The organism is Parabacteroides sp. PM6-13 (assembly GCF_029892605.1).
Taxonomy (GTDB): domain Bacteria; phylum Bacteroidota; class Bacteroidia; order Bacteroidales; family Tannerellaceae; genus QVMG01.
Genome location: NZ_JARXWF010000016.1, coordinates 38291 through 62547, shown reverse-complemented (window position 1 = coordinate 62547; position 24257 = coordinate 38291). Strand labels below are relative to the sequence as shown.

The window sequence follows — 24257 nt, the reverse complement described above, 5'->3', positions numbered from 1 at the left end:
TGCGAAAAGTGACGTGGGTATATGAGTAAAGGAACAAAGGGCTTAACATTTTATCTGGTGATGATCATTGTCTTTGGATCCCTGATGTATTTTATTGCAGTCAAAGGGGAAAGCCAGCAGATGGACGATCTGATGATTTTTAATGAAAACACGCCGACTACACTTACGGATGGCTTTGCCGTTTTCCGCCATATTATTCTCGAACATATACAATCCGATTTCGGACTCCTCCTACTGCAAATCATCGTTATTCTTCTTACCTGTCGCCTGTTTGGCTGGCTATTCAAAAAGATCGGACAGCCCACGGTTATCGGGGAAATCCTGGCGGGTATTATCTTAGGGCCTTCTATCCTGGGGCATTGGTTTCCGGAGATAAACGGATTTCTGTTCCCCGAAGAGTCGCTTGCCAATATCACGCTACTCAGCCAGTTTGGACTCATCCTGTTTATGTATGCCATTGGTATGGAGTTAGACCTGGATGAGGTGCGCAAAAAGCTCAAAGAGACAATATTGATAAGCCACACCAGCACGGTGGTTCCTTTCTTCCTGGGTATGCTGACCGCCTATTTTGTGTACGATAAATACGCCGATCCGGGCACACCTTTCCTCTCTTTCGCTTTGTTTATCGGTATTGCTATGAGCATTACGGCCTTTCCTGTACTGGCGCGTATCATTCAGGAAAGGGGGCTTACCAAAACACATCTGGGAACCATCTCGCTGGCCAGTGCCGCCAATGGCGATATCACCGCCTGGTGTCTGTTGGCTGTCGTGATCTCTATCGCGCAAGCCGGAAGCATGCTGAGTGCGGTCTATAATATCTTCTTCTCCGGGGTCTACATGGCAGTGATGTTTTTCGTGGTACGTCCTTTCCTGCGCATGATCGGACAGATCTACCACAACAAAGAGGTAATCGACAAAGGGCTGGTTGCTTTTATGTTTCTTATCCTGTTGGCCTCTTCTTACCTAACGGAGATACTCGGATTGCATGCCCTGTTTGGCGCCTTTATGGCCGGGGTGATCATGCCGAGCAATATCAAATTCCGTAAGATCATGACAGAGAAGGTCGAAGATGTTTCGCTTTCCTTGTTCCTTCCTCTCTTCTTTGCTTCTTCCGGCCTGCGCACTCAGATAGGACTTCTGAATACACCGGCCTTGTGGGGCATGTGTCTTGTGTTTATTCTGGTAGCGATCGTGGGCAAATTCGGTGGCGCAACGATCTCTGCGCGTGTGGTGGGTGAAAGTTGGAAAAACAGCCTGTATATCGGTGCTTTGATGAATACGCGCGGTTTGATGGAATTGATTATCCTGACCATTGGGCTGGATATGGGCATCCTCTCCCCGACCATCTTTGTGATGCTGGTATTGATGACACTGGTAACTACCTTTATGACAACGCCTTTGATCTCGTTTATTAAGTTTTGCTTCCGCACGCACGATAAGTTTGTGGAACAAAAACGACTGGAACACCTGGCGGGTATTTTCCGGGTGTTGATATCCTTCGGACGAGCCAGCAACGGGCAGGTGATGCTTGATGTCGCCCATCAGATGTTTTCAAAAGGAGAAAACAAACTCGATGTAACGGCGCTCCACCTGACGATTGGTCCCGATGTAAATCCGTTGCATACCGATAATTTCGAAGAGGTGAGCTTTGGGCCTATCCTGTATGGGGCTAAGAAATTGAATATGCAGATTGAAACGCGCTATGAGATCTCCAACAATGCCAGTCAGGATATTTGTAATATTGTCAACCAGGAGGGTTATGACTTTCTGTTGGTCGGTGCCGGTATCACCTGGAGCGACCTGCCCGATGATATAGCTGCTACGGAATACCGGGAAAAACAAGGGCGTTATCTCCGGCGTCTGAAGGCGGAGTCATGGTTCTTTCCGGGCGCTTTACTGAAAGACAAAACGAAATATTTCATCGAAGGAGCCTATTGTCCGGTGGGGGTATTCGTCAATCGTAATTTCGTAAAGGCAACAGAAGTGATCGTTATTATCGACAGGCTCGAAGACTTGTTTCTCTTCGACTATGCCCTAACCCTGTTGAAGTCGACGCATGGGCAGGCGGTGGTTCTCGACCGAACGACGGCTGCTACGCCCGGTCGCGAATTGATCGATCAAAAGATCCAATCCTTTGTGTCTGAAAAGAACAATACGAAACTCCTTTCCGAAAAAGATATTACGGAGGATCTATTGGATAACTACAATTTTATGCTGGTTAGTTATGAAACATGGAACCTTATTTCGGAAAACCGGAAGGAGGCATTACAAACCATGCCGTCTACACTAATCTTAAACCAGAAGTAAATCAAGTTTTAATAGGCTATAAAACAACAATCCCGCAAGACGTTTGTCCTGCGGGATTGTTGTTATAATTAAGATACCGGAATGACTTACTTGCTCAGTTCACGGATGATCTGAATAATTTCTCCGCCAAAGGCTTCCGCTTCCGCCATCGTAGGGGCTTCGGAATAGATACGGATGATCGGTTCCGTATTGCTTTTGCGCAAATGCGCCCATTTGTCGGGCAGATCGATCTTCACACCGTCGATATCGGTAATATCATACTGCGCGAATTTCTCTTTTATTCGGAGTAGAATGGCATCCACATCGATGTCGGGTGTCAGTTCTACCTTCTGTTTCGAGATGAAATAGGGAGGATAAGTGGCTCGCAGTTCGCTTGTTTTCATGCCTTTCTTGGCCAGGTGAGTCAGGAATAGGGCGATACCCACCAAGGCATCACGACCGTAATGGCTTGCCGGATAAATAATGCCACCATTGCCTTCTCCGCCTATCACTGCATGCGTCTCTTTCATCTTGGCAACTACATTCACCTCTCCTACGGCCGCTGCGGTATACTCACCGCCATGCTGTTTCGTTACATCGCGCAATGCGCGGCTGGAACTCAGGTTGCTCACCGTATTACCAGGCGTATGGCTTAATACATAATCGGCCACAGCCACTAGGGTGTATTCCTCGCCAAACATATCGCCATTCTCGCAAACAATAGCCAAACGATCCACATCCGGGTCGACCACAAAACCGACATGCGCTTTGGATTGCGTCATCAACCGGGAGATCTCCGTCAGGTTTTCAGGAAGCGGTTCCGGGTTATGCGCAAAATTGCCATGAGGCGCGCAGTGGAGTTTGAAGATCTCTCCCACACCTAACGCGTGTAGAAGATCAGGTAAGATCAGCCCTCCTACCGAGTTCACCGCATCGATAGCCACGCGGAAATTAGCCGCTTTGATGGCTTCTACATCGACCAGCTCCATATCCAGAATGCTCTGGATGTGTTTATCCTTGTAAGTGCTGTTTGTTATGACCGTGCCCAGGTGATCGACATCGGCAAAGATGAACTCTTCTTTTTCGGCAATCGCCAATATTTCAGCACCTTCCGCCGCGTTAAGAAACTCACCCTTCTCGTTTAATAGTTTCAGGGCATTCCATTGTTTCGGGTTATGACTGGCGGTCAGGATGATCCCGCCGCAGGCATTCTCCCAAACAACAGCCAGTTCGGTGGTAGGCGTCGTTGCCAGGTCGATATCGACCACATCGAAGCCCATACCGGTCAAGGTCCCCAGTACGATCTGTTTCACCATAGGACCGGAGATGCGGGCATCCCGTCCTACGACGATTTTGTTGGTTGTTACGTTGGTTTGCTTTCGGATAAAAGTGGCATAAGCCGCCACAAATTTAACAATAGCTAAGGGGTTCAGGCCGTCATCGGAGGTTCCGCCGATAGTACCCCTGATACCGGAAATAGATTTAATCAGCGTCATAAGGTTTGTTTAATCGAATTTGTATTCTATTATTTCAAAAAAGACCGGATTTCCTTGGTTCATATCATATTCTGAACCTTTCTTAAACGGAACAATCATCTTCACGACACCCCCGTTTCCAACATACTCCAAACCGACAGCCAAGCCTTCGCTCATAAACGATTCAAGCGCTGACTGGTAAGAGGTGGGAGCTTTTTGGGCGTTTACGGTGGTATAACCATAAAAGAACTCAACCGGGTATGTCCCCCCTACCCGATAGTTGGATATACGTGTCAGATATTCAGTGGAATCCAGGGTAAAACGATTGGCACTAAAACGAGCCAAAATAGTTTGCCGCGCTTCCGCCCGTTCACCATTGCCCGAATCAACTACCTGGATATAAATTTCATCTTCACGCTTGTAGAACTCATTCGCTTTGAACTTGCCATCCTTCGGGTAATCTTTCAATACCACGAAACCACTATCTTCCAGTAGATGTTTAACAGCTTTCTTCTCCGCATTCAACATATCCGTGAATGATTTCTGGTTACTACACGACAATACAAACAGTACTGCACACATCATCAACAAGATATTAAAACCTTTTTTCATCTGTACCCTATTCTTTTAAGTATAACTAATTAGAAGTAATTGACTGCAAATGTAATTATTATCTATCACATCTCAGTCACGATTAGCCATTTCTTCCGAATTATTAGGTTTAAATTCCTTTAATCCTTTTTCAAAAACAGCGATGGCTTCTTGCAAACTGCCATAAAATTCCCCTCCGGAAGCATTCAGGTGACCACCTCCATTGAAATATTCGCTGGCAAACTGATTGGCAGGAAAGCTGCCTACCGAGCGAAGAGACACTTTGATATATTCCTTGTCTTCACGCAGGAACACCGTGAAATGCACGCCATCCATGCTCAAAGGAAGATTCACAAAACCTTCCGTATCGCCTACCTGATAATCGAAACGCGACAGTTCCTCTTCAGTCAGGGTGATAAGTGCAGCATGCTGTTCGGGATAGACCTTCATCTTTTCATACAACACATAGCCCATCAGGCGAAGGCGGCACTCGGAATAGACGTGGTTCACATTCCGGTAGATCTTATCTTTATCGATACCTTTTTTGATGAGTTCACCAACGATCACATAGACCTCCGGGTGGTTGGAGTTGTAGGTAAACGAACCGGTATCGGTCATCATGCCGGTATATATGCATTCGGCAATTTTCTTATCGATCAATTCCACATAAGCCATCCGAGTGATAAAACGAAAGATCATCTCACTGGTCGACGACATCTCCGGATGCGAGATCTCCACGCGGCAGAAATCAGCCGGATTCAGATGATGATCGATCATCACCTTGCGGGCCTCTGACGCCAATACCGCCGGCGCCATCTTATCCATGCGCTTGGGCTCGTTGAAGTCGAGGCAGAATATCACGTCCGCATCTCGAATCAACTGATCGGCAAATTCAGTATATTTCTCATAAATAACAATCTCTTTCCGACCGGGCATCCAGTTATAGAACGAGGGAAACGCATTGGGAACAATAACCGAAACATTGTCTTTTCCGTAATTCAACAGGAAATGATACAACGCAAGCGAGGATCCCAGCGAATCACCATCCGGCGAGACATGGGAAACAATCACAAAGCTGTTTCCTTTCTCAATGTATTTATGGGCTTTTTGAACTTTCTCTTCAGGTAGAATTTTGGTAATCATAATGCAAAATTTATTTAGAGAGCAAATGTACATCTTTTTTTGTTTCCTATATGACAAGCCGCTCGATTAAGAGGATTGCAAAAAGCGAGAGACACAAAATCAATTGCCAGGGGCGTCGTTTGAAGAGATAGACTAAGCCGGCTATAAGAGCCGCATAGCCTGTGATCAAAGAGTATATATCAAAAGAAATCATAAGGGAAGCACCCGGCAATTCATACAAGAGATAGACAAACGCTATCGTCCAATGAGTTAGTTTCTCTACGCCAATTTGCAATGGGATAAAACCAGGAAAAAGCAGCCATAACAATCCCATGGGTATCAACAGGGTAGAAAACAACATAACGGGCAGGTTAGCCAGAACAAACACCAGCGAAAAGCGTTTGAAATAATAGAGCGAAAGAAACATCGTTCCGATCTGTGCCGAGAGGCAAACGGCGAGCCATTGCCATAACGTCCTGATAATTGGATTGCGTAATGGGCCGATTTGGTCGAAAAAGGGACGCAGATACAAAATAAAGAAGACCGCTGTATAGCTCAATTGAAAACCAATATCGAAAAGATAATGAGGATTATACACTAGCATACAAAAAGCGGCGGCGGCCAATGTATTATACGAATCGGACTCGCGCCGGAGAACACGTCCCGTCAGATAGAACGAAAGCATAGTACCGGCGCGTATGGCGGAGGGAGCCATACCCGTAGTCACGACAAATCCCCACAACAGCGTCATGGTTAACAGATAACGCAGCCATACACCTATCTTTGATCTCGGCAGCCAAGCAAAAATGGTACTAATAAAACCACAGACAATGGCCACATGAAAACCGCTTACGGCAAGAATATGAGAGATGCCCGTTGCGGCAAATTTCTCGCGTGTCTCCCGCTGTAACGATTCCCGATAGCCTAAAAGAATCGTTGCCAGAAAAGATTTTTCTTCATCCGACAACGAGAGTTCATCGATCGATTCAACAAGACTCTGGCGAAACAGGATCGCTTTTTCTTTCACCGGGGAAGCGTGTAAAGGAGGTGTATCGTCACGGGAAACGGTATATAAAGCGGCCAAAGCCATGACTAAAAAGGCGATCACACATCCCCACATCCAGCGGTGGGCATAGGAAAGGAGAGGTTTGTCAAACAGGGAAAAAAATATAGCAGAAATAAACAAAGCAAAGGGAATCAATAACAATCCGCCCACAAGGAGATCAGAGCGAAGATTCATCGCAAATAGAATGCCTATTGTCCAGAAAAGCAGTAATCGTACAAAAGGCCGCTTTTGTATCTCTGCAATCATAGTTAAGTGTCAAGTTTCCCGGGCCTGATCGTCCCGTTATTATAAGTCTTTCAGCTCTTTAATAGATTGGATCGGATCCGTTGCTTTAAATACAAAACTACCGGCAACCAACACATCGGCACCCGCCTCAACAAGCTGCTTTCCGGTCGTCAGCGTAACGCCGCCATCTACCTCGATCAGCGTCTCTAATCCTCTCTCCCGAATCATCGATTTCAAGGTGGCTGTCTTTTCTAAAGAACGCTCAATAAAGGCTTGTCCACCGAATCCGGGATCGACAGACATCAACAGAACCATATCCAAGTCCTGCAAGATATCATCCAATAGGTGCACGGGCGTATGCGGATTCAAGGTAACCCCCGCTTTCATACCAGCCTCTTTGATAGCTCCAATTGTTCGGTGAAGATGCGTGCAGGCTTCATAATGCACATTCATCATATAGGCACCCGAGGCAGCTACCTCCTTGACATACTTATGGGGCTCAACGATCATCAGATGCACATCGACCGGTTTGGTGCAAACCTCTTTCACCGCCTGAAGAATAGGGAAACCAAACGAGATATTGGGAACAAACACCCCGTCCATAATATCCATATGAAGCCAGTCGGCCTCACTTTTATTAATCATTTCTATCTCCTCCCGTAAACGAAGGAAATCTGCGGCAAGCAGAGACGGAGCTACCAAATGTTTCATTTCATTAAAGTTTTTTGCAAATATATACAAAAAAAGGATATCCCCCGGGGGTATCCTCTTTTTGCAGCTTCTTAGTTCAAAACGAACGAACAGAGATCCTGTCGTAAGGCAGGTTCAACTCTGTAAACCCGTGCAAATTGAGCTAAAAAATCCAACGTCTGCTGACGCGGAGTGCCTGTTGCCTTTTTACGGCTGCTTTTTCTTATGTTACTATTTTCAAACATACGCTGAGTAGATATTCTCTTCATAGGCAAACCTTTTTTTATTGTTGTTTACCTATAAAACGACAACGCCTCAACTTTATTGTATGAAAATCATAATTTCTTAAGTTATTATGCCCAAGAGAGTTCCATTCGGTTCTCTTCCGCCATGCGACGCATATTCAAGATGGCGTAGCGCATGCGTCCTAACGCTGTATTAATGCTGACACCGGTCAGATCTGCAATTTCTTTGAAGCTTAAATCCTGGTAATAGCGCATCTCCAACACTTCACGCTGGCTCTCCGGCAAGAAACGAATCAATTTCTTTACATCCGAAAGCACCTGTGAACGTACCATCTTGTCCTCTATCGTGCGGTCGCATAATTTGATATTGTTGAACAAGTCTACCTCTACGTCATCATTGGAAAGGGTATTTTCACTGCGTTCCTGGCGGAAATGGTCAATAATCAGGTTGTGCGCAATACGGGTGATCCAGGCTTTAAACTTGCCGTTTTCCGTATAACGTCCCTGCTTGATGGTCATGATTACCTTCACGAAAGTTTCCTGAAAGATATCTTCCGTCAGGTCTCTGTTGTGTACGATGTAATAAATATAGGAGTGGATGCTTTTCTTATAACGATTGAGTAATACGTCAAAAGCTGCGTTTTCACCTTTAGCATACAAAACAACCAACTGCTCGTCGGTCATTGATTTCAATGTATTCATTACTTATATAATTTGATTTATAGAGTAATGTATAAGCTATAGGCAATTCGTTTTATTAGTTAAACATAGATTATTTCGAACACAAATTAAAGAAAACTATTTCATCCGAACAAATTATTTCTTCCTGAAAGTGGTCTATTTGTCCCTTTTACCCGGGTTTTCACAACAAAACGGATGGTTTTCAGTACAAACTCCTCTGTTTTAATTACGGGAAATAGATAGAGAAACACTTCTGCAACTCCTCTTTAGCCTTTTCAAAGTCCTGTTTTTCGCCCAGTTCTTGCTCTAAGGAAGTCACTCCTTTATCGATAAATCCGCAAGGGTTTATTAGGGAAAAATAGGATAAGTCGGTATTTATATTCAGCGCAAAGCCATGCATGGTCACAAAACGGCTGCTCTTCACACCGATAGCGCAGATCTTACGTGCTCTTCCTTTCACCTCCGGATCGATCCAAACCCCGGTCGCATTCTCCAGCCGCTCCCCTTTCAAACCATACAAGGCCAGGAAATCGATGATCACCTGTTCTAGGCGGTGGATATACTCCCTCAGTCCGATAGGCCATCTCTCCAGGTCAAACACCGGGTATCCGGTAATCTGTCCGGGACCGTGGTAGGTGATATCTCCTCCCCGGTTGATATAATAGAGCGAAGCGCCCCGTTCTTTCAATACCCCTTCCGGAATCAACAAGTTCTCTTTCTTTCCGCTTTTCCCTAAGGTAAACACAGGATTATGTTCACAAAAATAGAGCACCGGTTCACCCGGCTCGCCTCTTTTCTTTGCATCCAACAGCTGATCGAACGTGGCTGTCTGACGTTCCAATGCGTCCGCGTAATCGATACGTCCTAAATCCGAATAAATATAATGTGCCATAACAGATGGGGGTTACTCCTCTTCACCAAATAAATACTGATAATCTCTTCCCGTAGCTATGGTGACCCATTCCTCCGGTATGAACTTCCAATGATTTAATTCGTGGGGATGTATGACTTTATGTAATTTTATATACTCAATCAGGTAATAGCGAAAATCATGCTTCGTGATCGCCTTCAAGCGACTATCCAGCTCATCGATTGAAAGACCGGCACCCTTTGTCAGAAGATCTCCACCACCATTCCCCCGATAAGAGGTCAAGGCTACATTATAAAACTTTTCTTCATAAAACGGCCTTCCGTCGCTCATGCATAATATATGGACCTTCTCTCCTTTTTTCTTCGTCACATCCACCGTATAGACAATACCGGCTGCCGAATCGAAAGAATAATACATATTGGCAAACATTTCTTTTCCGCCACACTTACTGTTTTTCAATAGCAACATGTGATCATCGGGAGATGTCATTTGTTGTGTCCATATGCCGTAAGACTCTTCCAGGTAATTCTTAATTTCTTGGCCTGTCAGCTCCATAGTATAGATGAGATTCTTATACCTATAAAGTTTGAACATATCTCCAATACGGACATTCCCTCTTTCGATTTGCGTATCAAAAGATAAAGGAGAGGCAAATGAAATATCAGCCCCGCTTATCTCCAATTGTAATTCATGAATAAAATCCACAAAGGCGGAAGAGCCAAAATAGGCAGGACGTGTTGTTATCGTCTCCGTAAAGACCCCTATTTTCTCAGAGACAAACTGCCTGGTAACCTGGTGTGCGTAGTTAAACTTTTCCAGAAAAGAGCTATCCGGCACGACATATTCCATATCGACCAACTCTCCATGCAGTTTTTTACCGGTAATCAGTCCATCGGTTCGATGAACCCTTACGGTAACATCTGCCACTTGCATCCCACCATATCCAGGGTTAACCAGCAAGACGCTATCGCCTGCCACATTGACAATTTTTTCACAATAGGGTATATGATCATGCCCCATCATCACAATGTCGAACCCGGGCACCTGCCGGGCTATTTGCATGGAGAAGTCGTCCTTATAACGATCAGACAGGATACGCGTCTCCTTCCCCGAATGGAAAAGACCTATTACAATATCAGGGCTTTCCTTTTCACGAATAACCTGCATCCAGTGTTGAGCCGCCTTTTCTATATCATAGAAACATAAATTTTCCCAAAGACTCTTACATAGCCAAAGCGGAGTAGCCGCCGTGGTCAATCCCAAGACAACAATACGGACTCCCTCCCGTTCAAAAACGGCATAAGGCTGCGTATAGACGCTTCTATCCGAGCGACCTAAGAGATTCGCACAAACTAATGGAAAGTTACACTGTCGTATCCACCGGTTTAAGACATCTTCGCCTGTTTCAATATCATGATTCCCGAAAGTGGCGGCATCATAACGCATCTCATTCATCATCTCAGCACACAAATGCGCCGAAACCGTATCTATATAATTATAATAATAAGAAGAGGGCTGACCGTCAAGGATATCGCCATTATCAAACAGAAGGAGATTTTCAGCAAACAGTTCACGTTGTTGCTTCACATAAGTATAGATACGCGACAATCCGCCCTTAGACTCTTGTTGTTCTATGTAATCAAATGGGAAATAATGCCCATGTATATCGCTGGTCTCTATGAACTTTAATTCTATCGTTTCTGTTTGTGCCGGTAAAACACTGGGCATAAAACAGCATAGAATATAAAAGAACAATCGTTGTATGTTCCTGTTATATTTCATAAATAAACAAAATAAGGGAGATGACTCTCCCTTTTTATTTTAGCAATTCCTCAATTTTAGCTAACAGTTTCTGATATTCTTCCTGGTTAAATCCAATTATACCCATCACTACTTTTCCTTTTTTGTCGACCAAATAGGTACGGGGAATCAGACTTTTTGCAAATGCACCATAAATCGCCCGGTCCTTATCCGGATACAATGGAAAGGTAAATCCTTTCTTTTCATTGTAGGTAAGCAGGTCTGCCTCCGAATGCTCACGTCCGATCGTCAAAAGAACAAAATCTTTATTGTTTTGATATTTAGGCCATAAGCTTTCTTGCACTTCTGCCAATTCTTTCTGGCAAGGAGGACACCAGGTGGCAAAAAAATTGATTAGAATAACTTTACCCGCATAAGCAGCAGATTTGATCTCTTTCCCATCATCGAGCTTTATCGTAAAAGATGGCATAACATCACCCACCATCACAATGTCCTGTTCGGCATTTTGTGCTCTCGCCATAAAAATGGTCATGACCAAAGAAAGCGTCAACAAATGGATCTTCATATCTACAGAGGTTTTTTGTTTCCCACAAAGATAGAGGTAATCGAACAAATTCTTTTCATTTCAGGAGATAAAATTGACTGTATCAATTCGTTTTTCTTACAAATCAATACAATCAAGGGATGAAAAAGTTGCGCACTGCCTTCTCAAAAATGATAAGCAATCCCAACCCCTAAGACCTCCTTAAATTGCACTTTCGCTCCTTTGCGATTGCCTTCGCCATCGACGGTCTTTACATCGTTGTCATATTTCAGGGTAGTGTTTAGTGTAGCCGAAAGGAATTTATTGACCTTCATACTAATCAAAACATCCCAGTTGACATCGATATTACCCAACTGATCACTATAGGGTGTGAAAAAATCGAGCGTAGTCACCAGATTCACATTCTCCATCACCGCTTGTTCGGCACGCGCTTTCAGATAAGCCCCAAACTCCGCCTTGAAACGCTTCCCCGGATCCACGCCAAACGCTCCCGAATCCGACAGGGTCTTATCGCTGACAAAAGTCATTTTCCCGGAAACCGGAGAGAGATAGATCGAATAATTCGCTTTCGGACGAAACTCCATCCCCAAAGAGAGATTGGCATAGGCCGGAGCCATAAAGGTTGAAATATAATTCTCGCGATCAGGGTATTTATAACCACGCGCAAATTGAGTCTTGAAGTCACCCATCAGCGTATAGAACCATTTGTTATTGGTTGAATAACCCAATTGAGTCGTGAAATTGATATTATCATTGGTTTTCCGCGTTCCGTCCGATTTATTCTGCGACAAGCCATAATCCAACACTAACGCATTTTGCCAAAGCCAGTTCCCGCTCTTACGCAACAACGAGCCATTCAAATAAGCATTCCCGGCAACGGAATTCTCTCCCCCGGCCGACCAATTGGTCATTGCCGTCTGCGACAGATTCACACCCGTCACGCCCGACAATACCCATTCGCCATCCTTATAACCCTGATCATCTTGCGCATAAACGGTTGTAACAGAAAAAACTACCACCAACACCCATACTAAACGTTTCATCTTTCTTTTTTTCTTTAAATTATACATCTATGTTTTATCTGTTAATAAAACAACTAAAATAATCTTTTGTTCAGCGTTCGATCGGTTGTATCCCTGTTTGTTCCGGGGCTAAGCCATTGCTATATGAATAGTTTATTGTACTTTTGCGATCGATTAAAAATATAGATTTTATCGGGTGAAACAAAAACGATATACTTGGTGTAAATGGCTGCTATTGGTTCTATTCCTGGTTTACTACGGAAGCACCTCGTACAACGTACACGTTCACATGGAAAACGGCACACCCATTGCCCACTCCCACCCATTTAAAACAGCGCACTCCCACAATTCGTTAGCCGAAACACTCTTTCTGCACACACTATCCTCCATTACAGCAGGAGACGGTGCTGTTCATTCTTTACAAATCGAAAAGGTAAAACAATCTATACTCTTTGTATTTCTTCACAAAGAATCCTCTTCTTTCAGCAGTTCCTGTCTGAAAGGTCTTTCGCTTAGGGCTCCCCCTATCGTTTAACTACATTTCATACATAATACCTGTTCGCAGGTCGTTTCTTAAAAAAAGTATGTATCAAAGGACTCTTTCTTTGATGCGTACCCTAATTATTTACATGAATTATATTAAACGATGAAAAAGATTATATCCCTATTGCTATTATTGTTATTCATACCCTCATTCACGCTTTTCGCCAACGATGATGAAGTAGTATTAAACCCGTCGGATGCCAATATTATCGGACACGTAGTCGACAAAAAAACAGGCGAACACCTCTCCTTTATTAATATATTCATCGAAGGCACCACCATCGGCACGATGACCGACGCCACCGGACATTACTACCTAAAAAATCTTCCGGAGGGAAAATTCAAACTATCCATGAAGTCGTTGGGATACATCACACAGACGATCGAGGTGGTACTAAAAAAAGGCAATACCTTAGAGGTGAATTTTGAAGCTGCAGAGGACGCCATCTCACTGGATGGAGTGGTCGTATCGGCCAATCGCAACGAAACAACCCGGCGCCTGGCTCCTTCGCTGGTCAATGTGCTCGATTCGAAAACCTTTGAGACCACCCATTCCACCACACTGGCAGACGGACTGAATTTTCAGCCGGGTATTCGTGTCGAAAACAACTGCCAGAATTGTGGTTTTCAACAGGTGCGTATCAATGGATTGGAAGGACCTTATACACAGATCTTAGTCGATAGCCGCCCTATCTTCAGTGCGTTGACCGGGGTGTACGGATTGGAACAGATTCCGGCAAATATGATCGAACGCGTGGAGGTGATGCGTGGAGGTGGCTCCGCCCTATTTGGTTCATCGGCCATCGCCGGCACAATCAATATTATCACCAAAGAGCCTCTGCGCAATTCGGCACAGGTGGCTCATTCTCTCACCATGATCGATGGTGAACGACCGGATAACAACACCACCTTCAACGTCTCGCTGGTCACCGACGACCATAAGGCAGGCATCTATGTGTTCGGACAAAAGCGGTATCGTTCGGCTTACGACCACGACGGCGATGGCTTCACCGAGCTGGGTATGCTGAATGCCCGCACCTTGGGATTCCGTTCTTACCTAAAAACAAGTACCTATTCAAAACTAACATTCGAATACCATAACATTGCCGAATTTCGCCGGGGCGGAAACAAGCTCGATCTGCAACCCCACGAAACAGATATCACGGAACAGACCGACCACGATATCAACGGAGGAGGCTTGAAATTCGACCTTTTCTCGAAAGACTACAAGCATAGACTCAACCTATACACCTCGGCACAACACACCAAACGCAATAGCTACTATGGTGCCGGATACAACGACAAGGCCTATGGCAACACGACCGACCTGACCTTTGTCGGAGGCGCACAGTACTCACTGGATATGGATCATTTGTTTTTTATGCCGGCACAGTTCACCGGAGGGTTGGAATATCATTACGATGACCTACAAGATCGTATGTTGGGATACAACCGCACGATCGAGCAGACAACACATATCGAAAGTGCGTTTGTACAGAACGAATGGAAGAATGCCCGCTGGAGTATCTTAATTGGTGGCCGTCTGGATAAACATAACCTGATCAACCATGCCATCTTCAGCCCACGGGCTAATCTGCGTTTTAATCCGACAGCAGATATCAACCTGCGCCTGTCGTATTCAAGCGGCTTCCGCGCACCTCAGGCATTCGACGAAGACCTGCATATCACAGCCGTTGGAGGCGACGTAGCATTGATTAGCCTGGCTGACGATCTGAAAGAAGAAAACTCACAAAGCCTAAGTGCTTCGGTCGATTTCTATCGCCGTTTCGGCATGGTGCAGACCAACTTCTTAGTGGAAGGATTCTACACCGACCTGCGCAATGTGTTTATCCTGAAAGAGAACGGCCACGACACCCAGGGCAATCTCCTCTTGGAACGGCAGAACGGTTCCGGTGCCCGCGTCATGGGTATTAACCTGGAAGCCAAAATGGCCTATTCCTGGTTGCAAATCCAGGCTGGAGCCACCATTCAGCAAAGCCGTTATAAAGAGCCGGAATCGTGGAGCGAAAACGAAAACGTCGTGCCACAGAAGAAAATGTTTCGTTCTCCCGATCTGTATGGTTACTTCACCTCGACCCTTACGCCGGTAAAGAACCTGGGCATCTCATTGACGGGAACCTATACGGGCAGCATGCTGGTGCAACACTTCAAAGGAGCCATTGCCGAAGATCGCGAAGAGACAACACCCGATTTCTTTGATATGAACGTTAAGCTGACATATGATATCCCCCTATTCAAGACAACCACCTTCCAACTGAACGGCGGAGTACAGAATCTATTCAACGCTTTCCAAAGCGACCACGACAAAGGTCCCGATCGCGATGCCGGGTATATCTACGGTCCATCGCTTCCGAGAAGTTTCTTCTTGGGATGTAAATTGACCTATTAAAAAACAAACAGCTAATAGCCTCTATAAAAAAAGAATCTTCGACTTATCCTTAAGCCGAAGATTCTTTTTTTATATAAAGATCTGTCTATGCGTTCTTATTTCACTAATACCTTCGTAGAGATCTGATCGTCGATCGACACAATCACAACACCTGCCGGTGCCGTGATAACGGTTTCATCGGACGAGAGGCGACGGCTTATAATCAGCTGTCCTGCCGTATTCACCAACGTTGCCCGTTTGCCGGCTGCTCCTTTGATGGTCACCGAGCCATACCCGGAGATCACTTTCACATTCACCTCAGGCACCTCCAAATTGGCAACAGGGTCATGTTGTGAATAGGCCAAATCAAACACTTCGCCTTCGCTCAACCGGTTCGCGCCAAAGGTGGTTTCTACAACTACAGGAACCCCGTTCTGTATCTTGATCCACTCCGCTTGATGAGCACCCAACCGATCGGCATACGACTCAATCATAAATTCACCATCCTCATTTTCGTTTGTGAGCAATCGGAAAGAGAACAACACAGGCGTATGTTTGCCCTCCCCCTGCTCGTCGACATCAACCACATTGATCCGGTTGGCTTCCGCCGACAAGGAGGAGTTTTGTATCACCAGTACCGAATCGCCATAGAGTTTGCCCTCGACAAAAGCCAGGCGCGGATAACCGTTCCAAACGAACTTCTCCAACATCGCTTTATTGTCCTGGTAATGAGCTACCGAGTCTTTCAGGCTGACTAAGAAACGGGCAGAGGTATAACTCACCTCTTCTTTGGAATGGATACAAGCCGGATCATGACAGAGAGGGCATAACATCTCTGTTTCATATTCGATTGATTTCCCCAACATCACCAGATACTGCGGCATGATCTTTCCCCGTGTATATTTAATAAGCATGGCGTTATTGTTATCATCGCCTTTACCTTCCACGCCCAGGTAATTCATGCCTTTCTCTTTTGAATAGTTACTATTGGCATCTTCATACAGAAACGAGTTCGGATTGTTTACCCGGAAAAACTCCACCACCCACTCAGAGGTGGTCCCTGCCCGCGTGGCGGAAGGATCAAATTGAGCATACACCGAAGAGCCCATCAGAAGAGAGCAGGCCATAACCACATAAAATAATCTCTTGTCCATAATCATCTATCTTATATTAGGATTTGTCTGAATAGCAAAATTAGACAATTCTTTCATATCCCCCACCCTTTTCTTTTAGTTTATCGGTTAATTCTTGGTTTGGCGCTGCGTTCGACTTTCATTATCTTTGTCCCCAAGAATATTACCTTTAAAACAACATTCACACATGAAAAAAATGATTTTGCTCCTTGCAATGACCATGTTCATTGCTTGTAACGAGAAAAAAGATCTGCAGATCACAGTTTCTAACCCCCTTGCTTTGGAGAGACACCAGGAGATGGTAGAGATCCCTGCCGACCAAACAGCCACGATTCAAACGAAATATGCCAATGGCTTTATCATCGTGAGCGAGAGTGGTCTTGAAACACCCTACCAGATCACCCATGACAACAAATTGATCTTCCAGGCCTGTGCAAAGGCTGACGGCAAAAGTGTTTATACCATTAAAGAGGGAACACCCCAAGCCGTAGCAACCCTGGCAACCGGTAAGCATTATCCGGAACGCGTAGACGACATCGCCTGGGAAAACGACCGGGTGGCTTTTCGTGCCTACGGACCGGCACTTCAAGCAACAGGCGAGCGTGCTTTTGGTTATGACATCTGGACGAAGAAGGTTTCCCACCCGGTGGTAGAAGCTCGCTACGCGAAAGAGCTGAATCCGGAGACACTGACTAAAATTGCCGAATTGCGGAAGACAGACCCGAAAGCCGCGCAGGAACTTTACCAATCGGTTTCTTATCATGTGGACCATGGTGATGGACTCGATTATTATTCGGTAGGACCGACTTTAGGCGCCGGTGCCTCAGCATTGATGAATGCCGACGGACTCATCATGCCCTATGCGTACAAAGAGTATAAACTATTGGATAATGGTCCTTTGCGCTTCACAGTCTCTTTGACCTACAACCCATTAACGGTAGGCGAAAACGAAAATGTGATTGAGAACCGCATCATTTCGCTCGACGCGGGTTCGCAGCTCAACAAAGCGGTCATTCGTTTCGACAACCTGACAGAAACTACCCCATTGGCCTCTGGTATTGTCGTGCATGCACCGAGTGAAGTGTACGAAGCCAATGCCGAAAAAGGATATATAGCCTATGCAGATCCTATCGACCCGGTAAACGGACAAATCTATGTAGGTGCTGTTGTGCCCCGCACGCAACCGCTGAAAGAGGCGACTCTTGCCCATGGACACGTTTTAGCTATCAGCGATTACAAGCCGGGCAGTGCCTATACCTACTATTTTGGTGGTGGATGGAGCAATTATGGCTTTGAATCACCCGAAGCCTGGTTTACCTATATGCGTGAATTCACCGAAAAGGTGAATAACCCATTGACTGTTTCCGTACAATAAACACCTTTTAATTTTCCAAGATTGGATGATTTTTAAGGGTGCCCAAACGCCGCATAGCGGCGATCTGTATACAGCCCCGTGCGGAAGCGCGGGGTAATGAATCGCACAATCAACAGCGCCGCGTAGCGGTGCTATGTGTCTGTTTTGACGACTGTTACATAGCACCGCTACGCGGCGCTTTTTTTATTTATCCTTTTCCCCGCGCTTCCGCACGGGGCTGTTTACAGACTGCCGCTATGCGGCATCTGCGACCGTACACCTTCACATCTTACTATATCTGAAGACGCCCCTTTCTCCTTTCTCCTTTCTCCTTTCCCCTTTTTTATCTATACAAATGATCTGCCTGTTGCAGGATTTTGTTCTTTAACAGGGGATGGAACTCTTTTTCGCTCAAGACTTGTTCAACGCCTTGGCGAGCCTCTTCCGAAGTATAATTGGATAATATCGCACGTGCCCAATTGGTGGGCAGGAAAATATCGCCTTCTCTTTGTATATCGTCTAATTTCACTAATCCCATACCCACAAAGTCAGCCACAGCAACTCCCTCTTTTCTTTGAAATTTAGGATGATGGAGATAGTTCAACGCACTGATGATCCAAGGTTCACTATATTTCCCTACGGTCAACGACAATACAACAGAATGAGCGAGGCGATCATTATCATTGGGCTTTATAAACGACGAAACAAAGGCATATTGTTCCCGGCGGTCAGGATTAGTAATCCGATTAGTTTGTTCCTGATAAATATCCGACAAGAGGTCGGGCTTATACATCATCATCTTATAAGAAAGGTCGGTATAATCATTCTCGCTTAACAGGCAAGCACCCGGTTGCTCTTTGTTTTTCCATACCGTATAGAGGCGGTCGATGGCCGCGTTGCTATCGGCCAGGGAGGCATAGGTACGGAATGCCTGCAGGCGGAATGAGCGGTCGGGATGCGTATGTACCATCTGCCACAAAGCCTTTTCGACCGGAGGGGTATCGATGGAGAATAGCTGTACACAACGAGCCATATTACTTAGTGCCATGGCATTTAGTAAAGGGTTGTTCTTTTGGGAGATATAACTCAATATCTCTTGCACATACCATTGAGGATCTATGTTTTTTCGGATCACATTTTCATACAGGATGATCAACAGAGAACCACTGAAGACATCATCCCGGCTTCTCTTTAACTCCACCATGACATGACGGGCATCGGCTTCGCTGAGTGGGAAATAGCCATATCCCTTTCCGTCGCTATTAGGCAGGATAATGGGGTTGTTTGCCTCTGGAAGATCGATGCGTATGGAGGGTGAATCTATTTGAAAGACAATGGGGATGGTTTTCCGGCTGTTCCCATCCACCAGGGTATAGCTTATTTCCTGTGGCCAGATGAGTCCCCGATTCAGGGGATCGGATTGAGTAACAACCAACTGTTTGTTTTCGATATGTGCCTCGATCTCCGGCATACCTTTTTCATGTATCCACACATGACTCCATTCTTCCAGGTCTTCCTCCGTGTATTTATCAAAAATAGCTACCAATTCCTCCCAGGTAGCGTTGTCATAGGCATAGGTATGAAGATACTCCTGAATGCCTTTACGGAAAGACTCCTCCCCCAGCCTGCCGAGCAGCTTTTCCATGACTATCGGCGATTTGTTGTAGATGATCTGTCCGTAGATAAGGCTTGCGTTTGTTAGGTTATCGAGCTCCTGCTTGATAGAGGTGGTACCGGCGGTTCGGTCTTCCGAATAGGCGGCCGGGTAATAGCTGCGTAGGAAGTTCAGGTCGTGGTTGACAGTCGGATACAATGGCTCAACCATGCGTGCCGCAAAGTAATTGGCAAAGACCTCTTTGGTCCATACGTCATCAAACCATTTCATGGTGACATAATCGCCAAACCACATATGTGCCGTCTCATGAGCGATCAGGGAACTCCGGCTAAGCCGTTCGTTTAATGTAGGTTGCTCGTTTAGGAACATACGGCGATCTGCGTATAAAGTAGCCCCAGTGTGTTCCATACCTGAAAATTGAAAGCCGGGAAGAATAATCAGGTCATATTTGGCAAATGGGTAAGGGATCGTAGTGTATTCTTCCATCCACTCCAGAGCATCAAAGACCTCTTTAGCAATGTCAGGACATTGGGCGACCTTCTTGGGATCGGTTTCCCGATGGTAAAGGGTTATTTCACGACCGTTGCGTTCCTGCTTTTCGGTATCGAACTTTCCGGCAACAAAGGCAAAGAGATAGGTGCTAAGCGGTTCTGTCTCCCGGAAACGGATCACTCCGTCTTTTTCAGACTCTACCGGGCTGTTGCTAACGGCTTCCCATCCGTTGGGCAGATGCAGGGAAAGGGTATAATTTGCTTTTAGATCCGGTTGATCGAAGCAGGGGAACAGCGTGTGGGCTTTATTGGGGACAAGTAAGGTGTACAGAAACTCATTCTCACGGTTTAGGGAGTGGCTGTTGACGGCAAAGCGGACACATAACGTATGCTTGGACACTTCCCGGCCTTCCGGCGGATAGATAAATATATGTCCGTTTTTTAACCGGTAATCAATCGACTCGCCATTCAAAACAACTTCTTTTATCCACTCTTCTTTTGTAAAGAAATCAAGAATAAGCGGTTGGTTGTTGGCTACAGTAAGCGAAATATTTGCATTGCCCTGGAGTTGTTGTTCGAGTGAATCGGGAATATCAAAGTGTAGGGAATAGGCTATTTCCCGGTAGTTCTCTTTTCTAAACTCTGCCAGTTCTGCGCTAACGCCTTGGTTTAATAAATGACCGTATTTATCCTCTTTTTCAGATGGTTGGCAAGAGATCAATACACACATCAATAACAGGCCTAAAAAGCTCTTTGTCTTTATCATACCGATTAGATTTACGAATTAAACTATGTTGTCTTTCCGGGAAGCCGGGACTCTCTCTTTTCAGTCTCTGAGATAGTCGGCTATTGCCAGAAAGTTTTTCTCTAATTGATACATCTGCGTTGCCATAAAGCGATAGAAATCTCCCCAATGCGTACGCCGATGTATGTCTATTCCTTCGTGAGCGGTATAAATCCGGGCAACCTGTTCACCTGATTCGCGCACAAAACAGATATCCCAGATCAATTCTTCCATGCCCTTCTCCAATGCCTCTTTATACCAGGTCAGCTTTTCAAACATCTCAAGCCGGCTGTCTTCCGTAGCGTGATTCACTTCAAGAATAACATAGGCACCCCGGCGGTTGGCATCAAACTTCATCTCCACCCCTTTCACCTTTGTATCGTAGAGTCGCCACATCTTCTTTCGCCCACGCAGATAGGGCTGCACCTCACAATAGGCGGCAAAACCCTCCCAGAACTCTACTTTCAACTGCTTCAGTTCGTCGCGGCTATACATCAGCGATAGATATCTTTCTTCTTCAGTTCTACAATGGTACCAAACTGTGCCAAGCGCTTCATATCAATATGCTTGGAGTTCCCCACAATCATATAAACCATTGGGTTATCCTTTACATTCAATTCATAGAAACGGATGATATCATCCATTTGCATCTGCTGAATATCGGCCAGGTAGGCTTTGTTCGGATCCTCTTTGTATCCTTCACGCAGGTAAGAGGCCAGTTTGGAGGATATGCGTCGGAAAGAGGGATAATCGTTGCTGATATAGTTGTTCAATGTCTGCTTGAAGGCATCCAATCGCTCCGGTCTCTCCGGCATATTTTTGATCAATTCATCCAATACAGTCAGGGCATCCAGGGTCTTATCGCCCTGTGTAGATAACAAGGTAAGGAACTCACCAGGCTGTCCGGCCTGTTTAAACGGAGGAACAACATAAGAGGCCGATACACGATAGGCAAACGAACGAAACTCGCGGATCTCCTGAAACATGATAGAAGACATATCGCCACCGAAATAACCGGCAAAAAGTCTGGATGCGTGGCGCAAGTGCATATCGGTTATCTGATCCCCTTTGGTATATCCATAGATAATGGATTGCGAGAGATCCGGCATATTCAGGAAGAAGACTGTTGGTTTATCGTATGCCAACGACTCGCGGTATATGGGCGATTGGCTCGCGGTTTGCATGGTAAGGGGCATGGTTGCTTTCAATACATCGGCCACCTCGGTTGCCGCAAGTGTACCGGTGTAATGGAAATGACAAGCTACTTGCTGTACGGAGGCAAACTCTTTCAACAAATCCGCTCCTTTCAGTTTCTTCACTTCGGAAAGAGGCAACTTCTTCAGATAGCGTGAGTGCTCCCCGTATTTCACCTTCTCAAGCAAGGCTTTGGCCAGGTTCTCATTCGATTTCACAAAGCCCTTCTCCATTATTTTCGCTTCATCGATCACCTGCTTGATTTTCTTTTCATCCGCTTTAGGTGACGTAAGGAATTCGGAAACCATGGTTACGGTCTCTTTAAAATGATCGTCGAAGCCTGTTACCTTCACGATAAAGTCATGGTCGGTTGCTTCATACGAGAGGGTACTACCCAATACCTGCAAGCGTTCGCGAAACTCATTGAATGTTTTCTGTTCTGTTCCGATGTAATTCAGGTAACTCGCCAGATAGGGCAATACCGGACGTTCGAGCGTACCTACACCATACGAAAGGTTCAAGGTGAAGATGTTATTAACCGGATTGGCAGTGGCAAACAGGGTTGCCTGCTCCTGCAGTTTGATTTGCTCTACATCGTTCTCAAAATCAATAAAGCGCGGTTGTATCTCTTTCACCGGAAGCTTCTCCAATTCCCGGGCATACACGGAAGAAGAGTCCCTGTGCGGCGGAGTAACCGGTGCAAACTTAGGCTTCGGCAGATACTCTTTCGGGTATTTCCCTGTCTTCTTCGTGACATGCAGATGGTTTTCGGAGAAATACTTACGAGCAATCGCACTGATATCTTCCCGTGTCAGTTGGTCGATGGCCGTCAGGCTTTCCATATAGTCGTGCCAGCTCTTGCCCTGTGAATAGATGCGCATCATCATCTGTGCGCGCGAATTGATATCTTCCAGGCTGGAAATATACTCTCGCTTCTGTTCCAATTTGAGGCTTTGGAATGTTTCCTCACTAAAGTCGCCGTTTTTAATCTTATCGATAGCCTCCCACACCAGCTTCTCCGCTTTTTTATTGCTTTGGAAAAGTAGTTTCGGGATAACAATGACACCCAGTATCCCTGCTTCATTCATGCTTTCATTCAACGCCATGGTTGATAAAACCTGGCCGTCGACCATGAGTTTGTCCAGAAAACCTGTGCCATTGGAGTTGTTCAACAGGCCTACGGCTATATTCAGCGCCACCTGATCGCTATGATTCGCCGGAACGCCACGAAATCCCAGTCCCACCGCTTTTACGACCGGAACGGGAAATTTTATCTCGACCGATTCCTTTCCGTTGAAATCGGGCAATTCAACCGGCTCCTTTTGGGGGATATTGCCCGGGCGAATACGTGAAAAGGTTTTCTCAAGGATCGGCATCACCTCTTCCGCATCGAAATCGCCGGAGAGAATGAGTCCCATATTAGACGCTACATAATAGGTTTCGAAGAACTTCCGCATCTCCTTCAGGCTTGGATTCTTCAGGTTTTCGGTATTTCCCAATATTGGATAGGCATAGGGATGCGGGCGGAAATAACGTTCCGTCAACCGCTCGATCGCCTGGCTGCCCATCATATCGCTATACATATTCTTCTCTTCATAAACCGTTTCCAGTTCACTCTGGAAAAGACGGAAAACCGGCGACAGCAACCGTTCGCTATTGATCTCTGCCCATTGAGCAAAGTATTGCGGAGAAAAGGTATTGAAGTAGACCGTATAGTCATACGAAGTGCCGGCATTCAATCCGGATCCGCCATAACGCGTGATCAACCGGTCGAACTCATTCGGCACCACATACTCAGCGGCTTTTACGCTTAAGGCATTAATCTCCTGCTGTATCTGCGCTCTCTCCGCCGGATCTGTCGTCCGGGCTAACGTTTCATATTTTACTTCGATGGAATCCAATAAGAGCTTCTCTTCGGCATAATTCAATGTGCCGATCTTTTCCGTTCCTTTGAACATGATATGTTCGAAATAGTGCGGAATCCCTGTATCAGGAGAGTCTTTTGCCCCTGCTTTTACCAATACGGCACCAAACACCTTGGGCTGGCTATGGTCTTCATTCAACCAAACGGTAAGCCCATTCTGTAAGGTGTATTCTTTTACTTGCAAAGATTCGGGTGTTTGCGCGTTTAATAACAGCGTACTGGTCAACATCATAAGAGTAAAATATGTTTTC

General features: G+C 45.6%; 18 protein-coding genes. 3 read left to right on the top strand and 15 right to left on the bottom strand.

Annotated elements, in window-relative coordinates; genetic code table 11:
* The first annotated feature begins 21 nt into the window (after positions 1–21).
* Positions 22–2307, top strand: coding sequence for a cation:proton antiporter (locus M2134_RS13910; RefSeq protein ID WP_280751986.1), 2286 nt, complete (start codon positions 22–24; stop codon positions 2305–2307).
* An 86-nt stretch (positions 2308–2393) separates the two neighbouring features.
* Here M2134_RS13910 and glmM read toward each other — a convergent pair whose 3' ends face one another.
* From glmM to M2134_RS13855, 11 genes are all read right to left on the bottom strand, one after another.
* Positions 2394–3782: a phosphoglucosamine mutase gene (gene glmM / locus M2134_RS13905; RefSeq protein ID WP_280751987.1), complete on the bottom strand. Its 1389-nt coding sequence runs from the start codon at positions 3780–3782 to the stop codon at positions 2394–2396.
* Between the two features lie 9 nt (positions 3783–3791).
* A complete protein-coding gene (locus tag M2134_RS13900) occupies positions 3792–4373 on the bottom strand; it encodes a DUF4827 family protein (protein ID WP_280751988.1) in 582 nt (193 codons plus the stop codon).
* Positions 4374–4445: 72 nt separating this feature from the next.
* Positions 4446–5495, bottom strand: coding sequence for a bifunctional oligoribonuclease/PAP phosphatase NrnA (locus M2134_RS13895; RefSeq protein ID WP_280751989.1), 1050 nt, complete (start codon positions 5493–5495; stop codon positions 4446–4448).
* A 46-nt stretch (positions 5496–5541) separates the two neighbouring features.
* Entirely contained in the window at positions 5542–6714 is a 1173-nt protein-coding gene (locus M2134_RS13890) for a ComEC/Rec2 family competence protein (protein WP_280758210.1), read from the bottom strand.
* 111 nt (positions 6715–6825) lie between these two features.
* Positions 6826–7476, bottom strand: coding sequence for a ribulose-phosphate 3-epimerase (gene rpe / locus M2134_RS13885; protein WP_280751991.1), 651 nt, complete (start codon positions 7474–7476; stop codon positions 6826–6828).
* Between the two features lie 71 nt (positions 7477–7547).
* Positions 7548–7724, bottom strand: a complete 177-nt coding sequence (locus M2134_RS13880) for a hypothetical protein (protein WP_280751992.1) — start codon at positions 7722–7724, stop codon at positions 7548–7550.
* Positions 7725–7808: 84 nt separating this feature from the next.
* Positions 7809–8402, bottom strand: coding sequence for a sigma-70 family RNA polymerase sigma factor (locus tag M2134_RS13875; RefSeq protein ID WP_280751993.1), 594 nt, complete (start codon positions 8400–8402; stop codon positions 7809–7811).
* A 205-nt stretch (positions 8403–8607) separates the two neighbouring features.
* Positions 8608–9273, bottom strand: a complete 666-nt coding sequence (lipB, locus tag M2134_RS13870; protein ID WP_280751994.1) for a lipoyl(octanoyl) transferase LipB — start codon at positions 9271–9273, stop codon at positions 8608–8610.
* 12 nt (positions 9274–9285) lie between these two features.
* Positions 9286–10980, bottom strand: coding sequence for a 5'-nucleotidase C-terminal domain-containing protein (locus tag M2134_RS13865; protein WP_280751995.1), 1695 nt, complete (start codon positions 10978–10980; stop codon positions 9286–9288).
* An 88-nt stretch (positions 10981–11068) separates the two neighbouring features.
* On the bottom strand, positions 11069–11578 hold the full coding sequence (locus M2134_RS13860) for a TlpA disulfide reductase family protein (protein WP_280751996.1): 510 nt from the start codon (positions 11576–11578) through the stop codon (positions 11069–11071).
* 143 nt (positions 11579–11721) lie between these two features.
* Positions 11722–12600 (bottom strand): DUF3078 domain-containing protein, encoded by an 879-nt coding sequence (locus M2134_RS13855; RefSeq protein ID WP_280751997.1) that lies wholly within the window; start codon positions 12598–12600, stop codon positions 11722–11724.
* Between the two features lie 625 nt (positions 12601–13225).
* On the opposite strand from M2134_RS13855, the gene M2134_RS13850 reads away from it, so the two are divergent.
* Positions 13226–15532, top strand: coding sequence for a TonB-dependent receptor (locus M2134_RS13850; protein ID WP_280751998.1), 2307 nt, complete (start codon positions 13226–13228; stop codon positions 15530–15532).
* A gap of 95 nt (positions 15533–15627) precedes the next feature.
* On the opposite strand, the gene M2134_RS13845 is transcribed toward M2134_RS13850, so the two are convergent.
* Positions 15628–16665, bottom strand: a complete 1038-nt coding sequence (locus tag M2134_RS13845) for a DUF6383 domain-containing protein (RefSeq protein ID WP_280751999.1) — start codon at positions 16663–16665, stop codon at positions 15628–15630.
* A gap of 166 nt (positions 16666–16831) precedes the next feature.
* Here M2134_RS13845 and M2134_RS13840 point away from each other — a divergent pair, with 166 nt between their 5' ends.
* A complete protein-coding gene (locus tag M2134_RS13840; protein WP_280752000.1) occupies positions 16832–18019 on the top strand; it encodes a DUF4861 domain-containing protein in 1188 nt (395 codons plus the stop codon).
* A 322-nt stretch (positions 18020–18341) separates the two neighbouring features.
* On the opposite strand, the gene M2134_RS13835 is transcribed toward M2134_RS13840, so the two are convergent.
* Genes M2134_RS13835 through M2134_RS13825 form a run of 3 tightly spaced genes read right to left on the bottom strand, consistent with a single transcriptional unit; the run spans position 18342 to position 24235 of the window.
* Positions 18342–20870, bottom strand: a complete 2529-nt coding sequence (locus M2134_RS13835) for a M1 family aminopeptidase (RefSeq protein ID WP_280752001.1) — start codon at positions 20868–20870, stop codon at positions 18342–18344.
* A gap of 60 nt (positions 20871–20930) precedes the next feature.
* On the bottom strand, positions 20931–21383 hold the full coding sequence (locus M2134_RS13830) for a DUF4268 domain-containing protein (protein ID WP_280752002.1): 453 nt from the start codon (positions 21381–21383) through the stop codon (positions 20931–20933).
* On the bottom strand, positions 21383–24235 hold the full coding sequence (locus M2134_RS13825) for a M16 family metallopeptidase (RefSeq protein ID WP_280752036.1): 2853 nt from the start codon (positions 24233–24235) through the stop codon (positions 21383–21385). Before M2134_RS13825 ends, M2134_RS13830 begins: the two co-directional genes overlap by 1 nt.
* Between the last annotated feature and the right edge of the window lie 22 nt (positions 24236–24257).

Excerpts from the sequence above, each read along its gene's own strand:
- M2134_RS13910 (WP_280751986.1), top strand. The coding sequence starts at position 22 with ATGAGTAAAGGAACAAAGGGCTTAACATTTTATCTGGTGATGATCATT.
- glmM (WP_280751987.1), bottom strand. The coding sequence starts at position 3,782 with ATGACGCTGATTAAATCTATTTCCGGTATCAGGGGTACTATCGGCGGA.
- M2134_RS13900 (WP_280751988.1), bottom strand. The coding sequence starts at position 4,373 with ATGAAAAAAGGTTTTAATATCTTGTTGATGATGTGTGCAGTACTGTTT.
- M2134_RS13895 (WP_280751989.1), bottom strand. The coding sequence starts at position 5,495 with ATGATTACCAAAATTCTACCTGAAGAGAAAGTTCAAAAAGCCCATAAA.
- M2134_RS13890 (WP_280758210.1), bottom strand. The coding sequence starts at position 6,714 with ATGAATCTTCGCTCTGATCTCCTTGTGGGCGGATTGTTATTGATTCCC.
- rpe (WP_280751991.1), bottom strand. The coding sequence starts at position 7,476 with ATGAAACATTTGGTAGCTCCGTCTCTGCTTGCCGCAGATTTCCTTCGT.
- M2134_RS13880 (WP_280751992.1), bottom strand. The coding sequence starts at position 7,724 with ATGAAGAGAATATCTACTCAGCGTATGTTTGAAAATAGTAACATAAGA.
- M2134_RS13875 (WP_280751993.1), bottom strand. The coding sequence starts at position 8,402 with ATGAATACATTGAAATCAATGACCGACGAGCAGTTGGTTGTTTTGTAT.
- lipB (WP_280751994.1), bottom strand. The coding sequence starts at position 9,273 with ATGGCACATTATATTTATTCGGATTTAGGACGTATCGATTACGCGGAC.
- M2134_RS13865 (WP_280751995.1), bottom strand. The coding sequence starts at position 10,980 with ATGCCCAGTGTTTTACCGGCACAAACAGAAACGATAGAATTAAAGTTC.
- M2134_RS13860 (WP_280751996.1), bottom strand. The coding sequence starts at position 11,578 with ATGAAGATCCATTTGTTGACGCTTTCTTTGGTCATGACCATTTTTATG.
- M2134_RS13855 (WP_280751997.1), bottom strand. The coding sequence starts at position 12,600 with ATGAAACGTTTAGTATGGGTGTTGGTGGTAGTTTTTTCTGTTACAACC.
- M2134_RS13850 (WP_280751998.1), top strand. The coding sequence starts at position 13,226 with ATGAAAAAGATTATATCCCTATTGCTATTATTGTTATTCATACCCTCA.
- M2134_RS13845 (WP_280751999.1), bottom strand. The coding sequence starts at position 16,665 with ATGGACAAGAGATTATTTTATGTGGTTATGGCCTGCTCTCTTCTGATG.
- M2134_RS13840 (WP_280752000.1), top strand. The coding sequence starts at position 16,832 with ATGAAAAAAATGATTTTGCTCCTTGCAATGACCATGTTCATTGCTTGT.
- M2134_RS13835 (WP_280752001.1), bottom strand. The coding sequence starts at position 20,870 with ATGATAAAGACAAAGAGCTTTTTAGGCCTGTTATTGATGTGTGTATTG.
- M2134_RS13830 (WP_280752002.1), bottom strand. The coding sequence starts at position 21,383 with ATGTATAGCCGCGACGAACTGAAGCAGTTGAAAGTAGAGTTCTGGGAG.
- M2134_RS13825 (WP_280752036.1), bottom strand. The coding sequence starts at position 24,235 with ATGTTGACCAGTACGCTGTTATTAAACGCGCAAACACCCGAATCTTTG.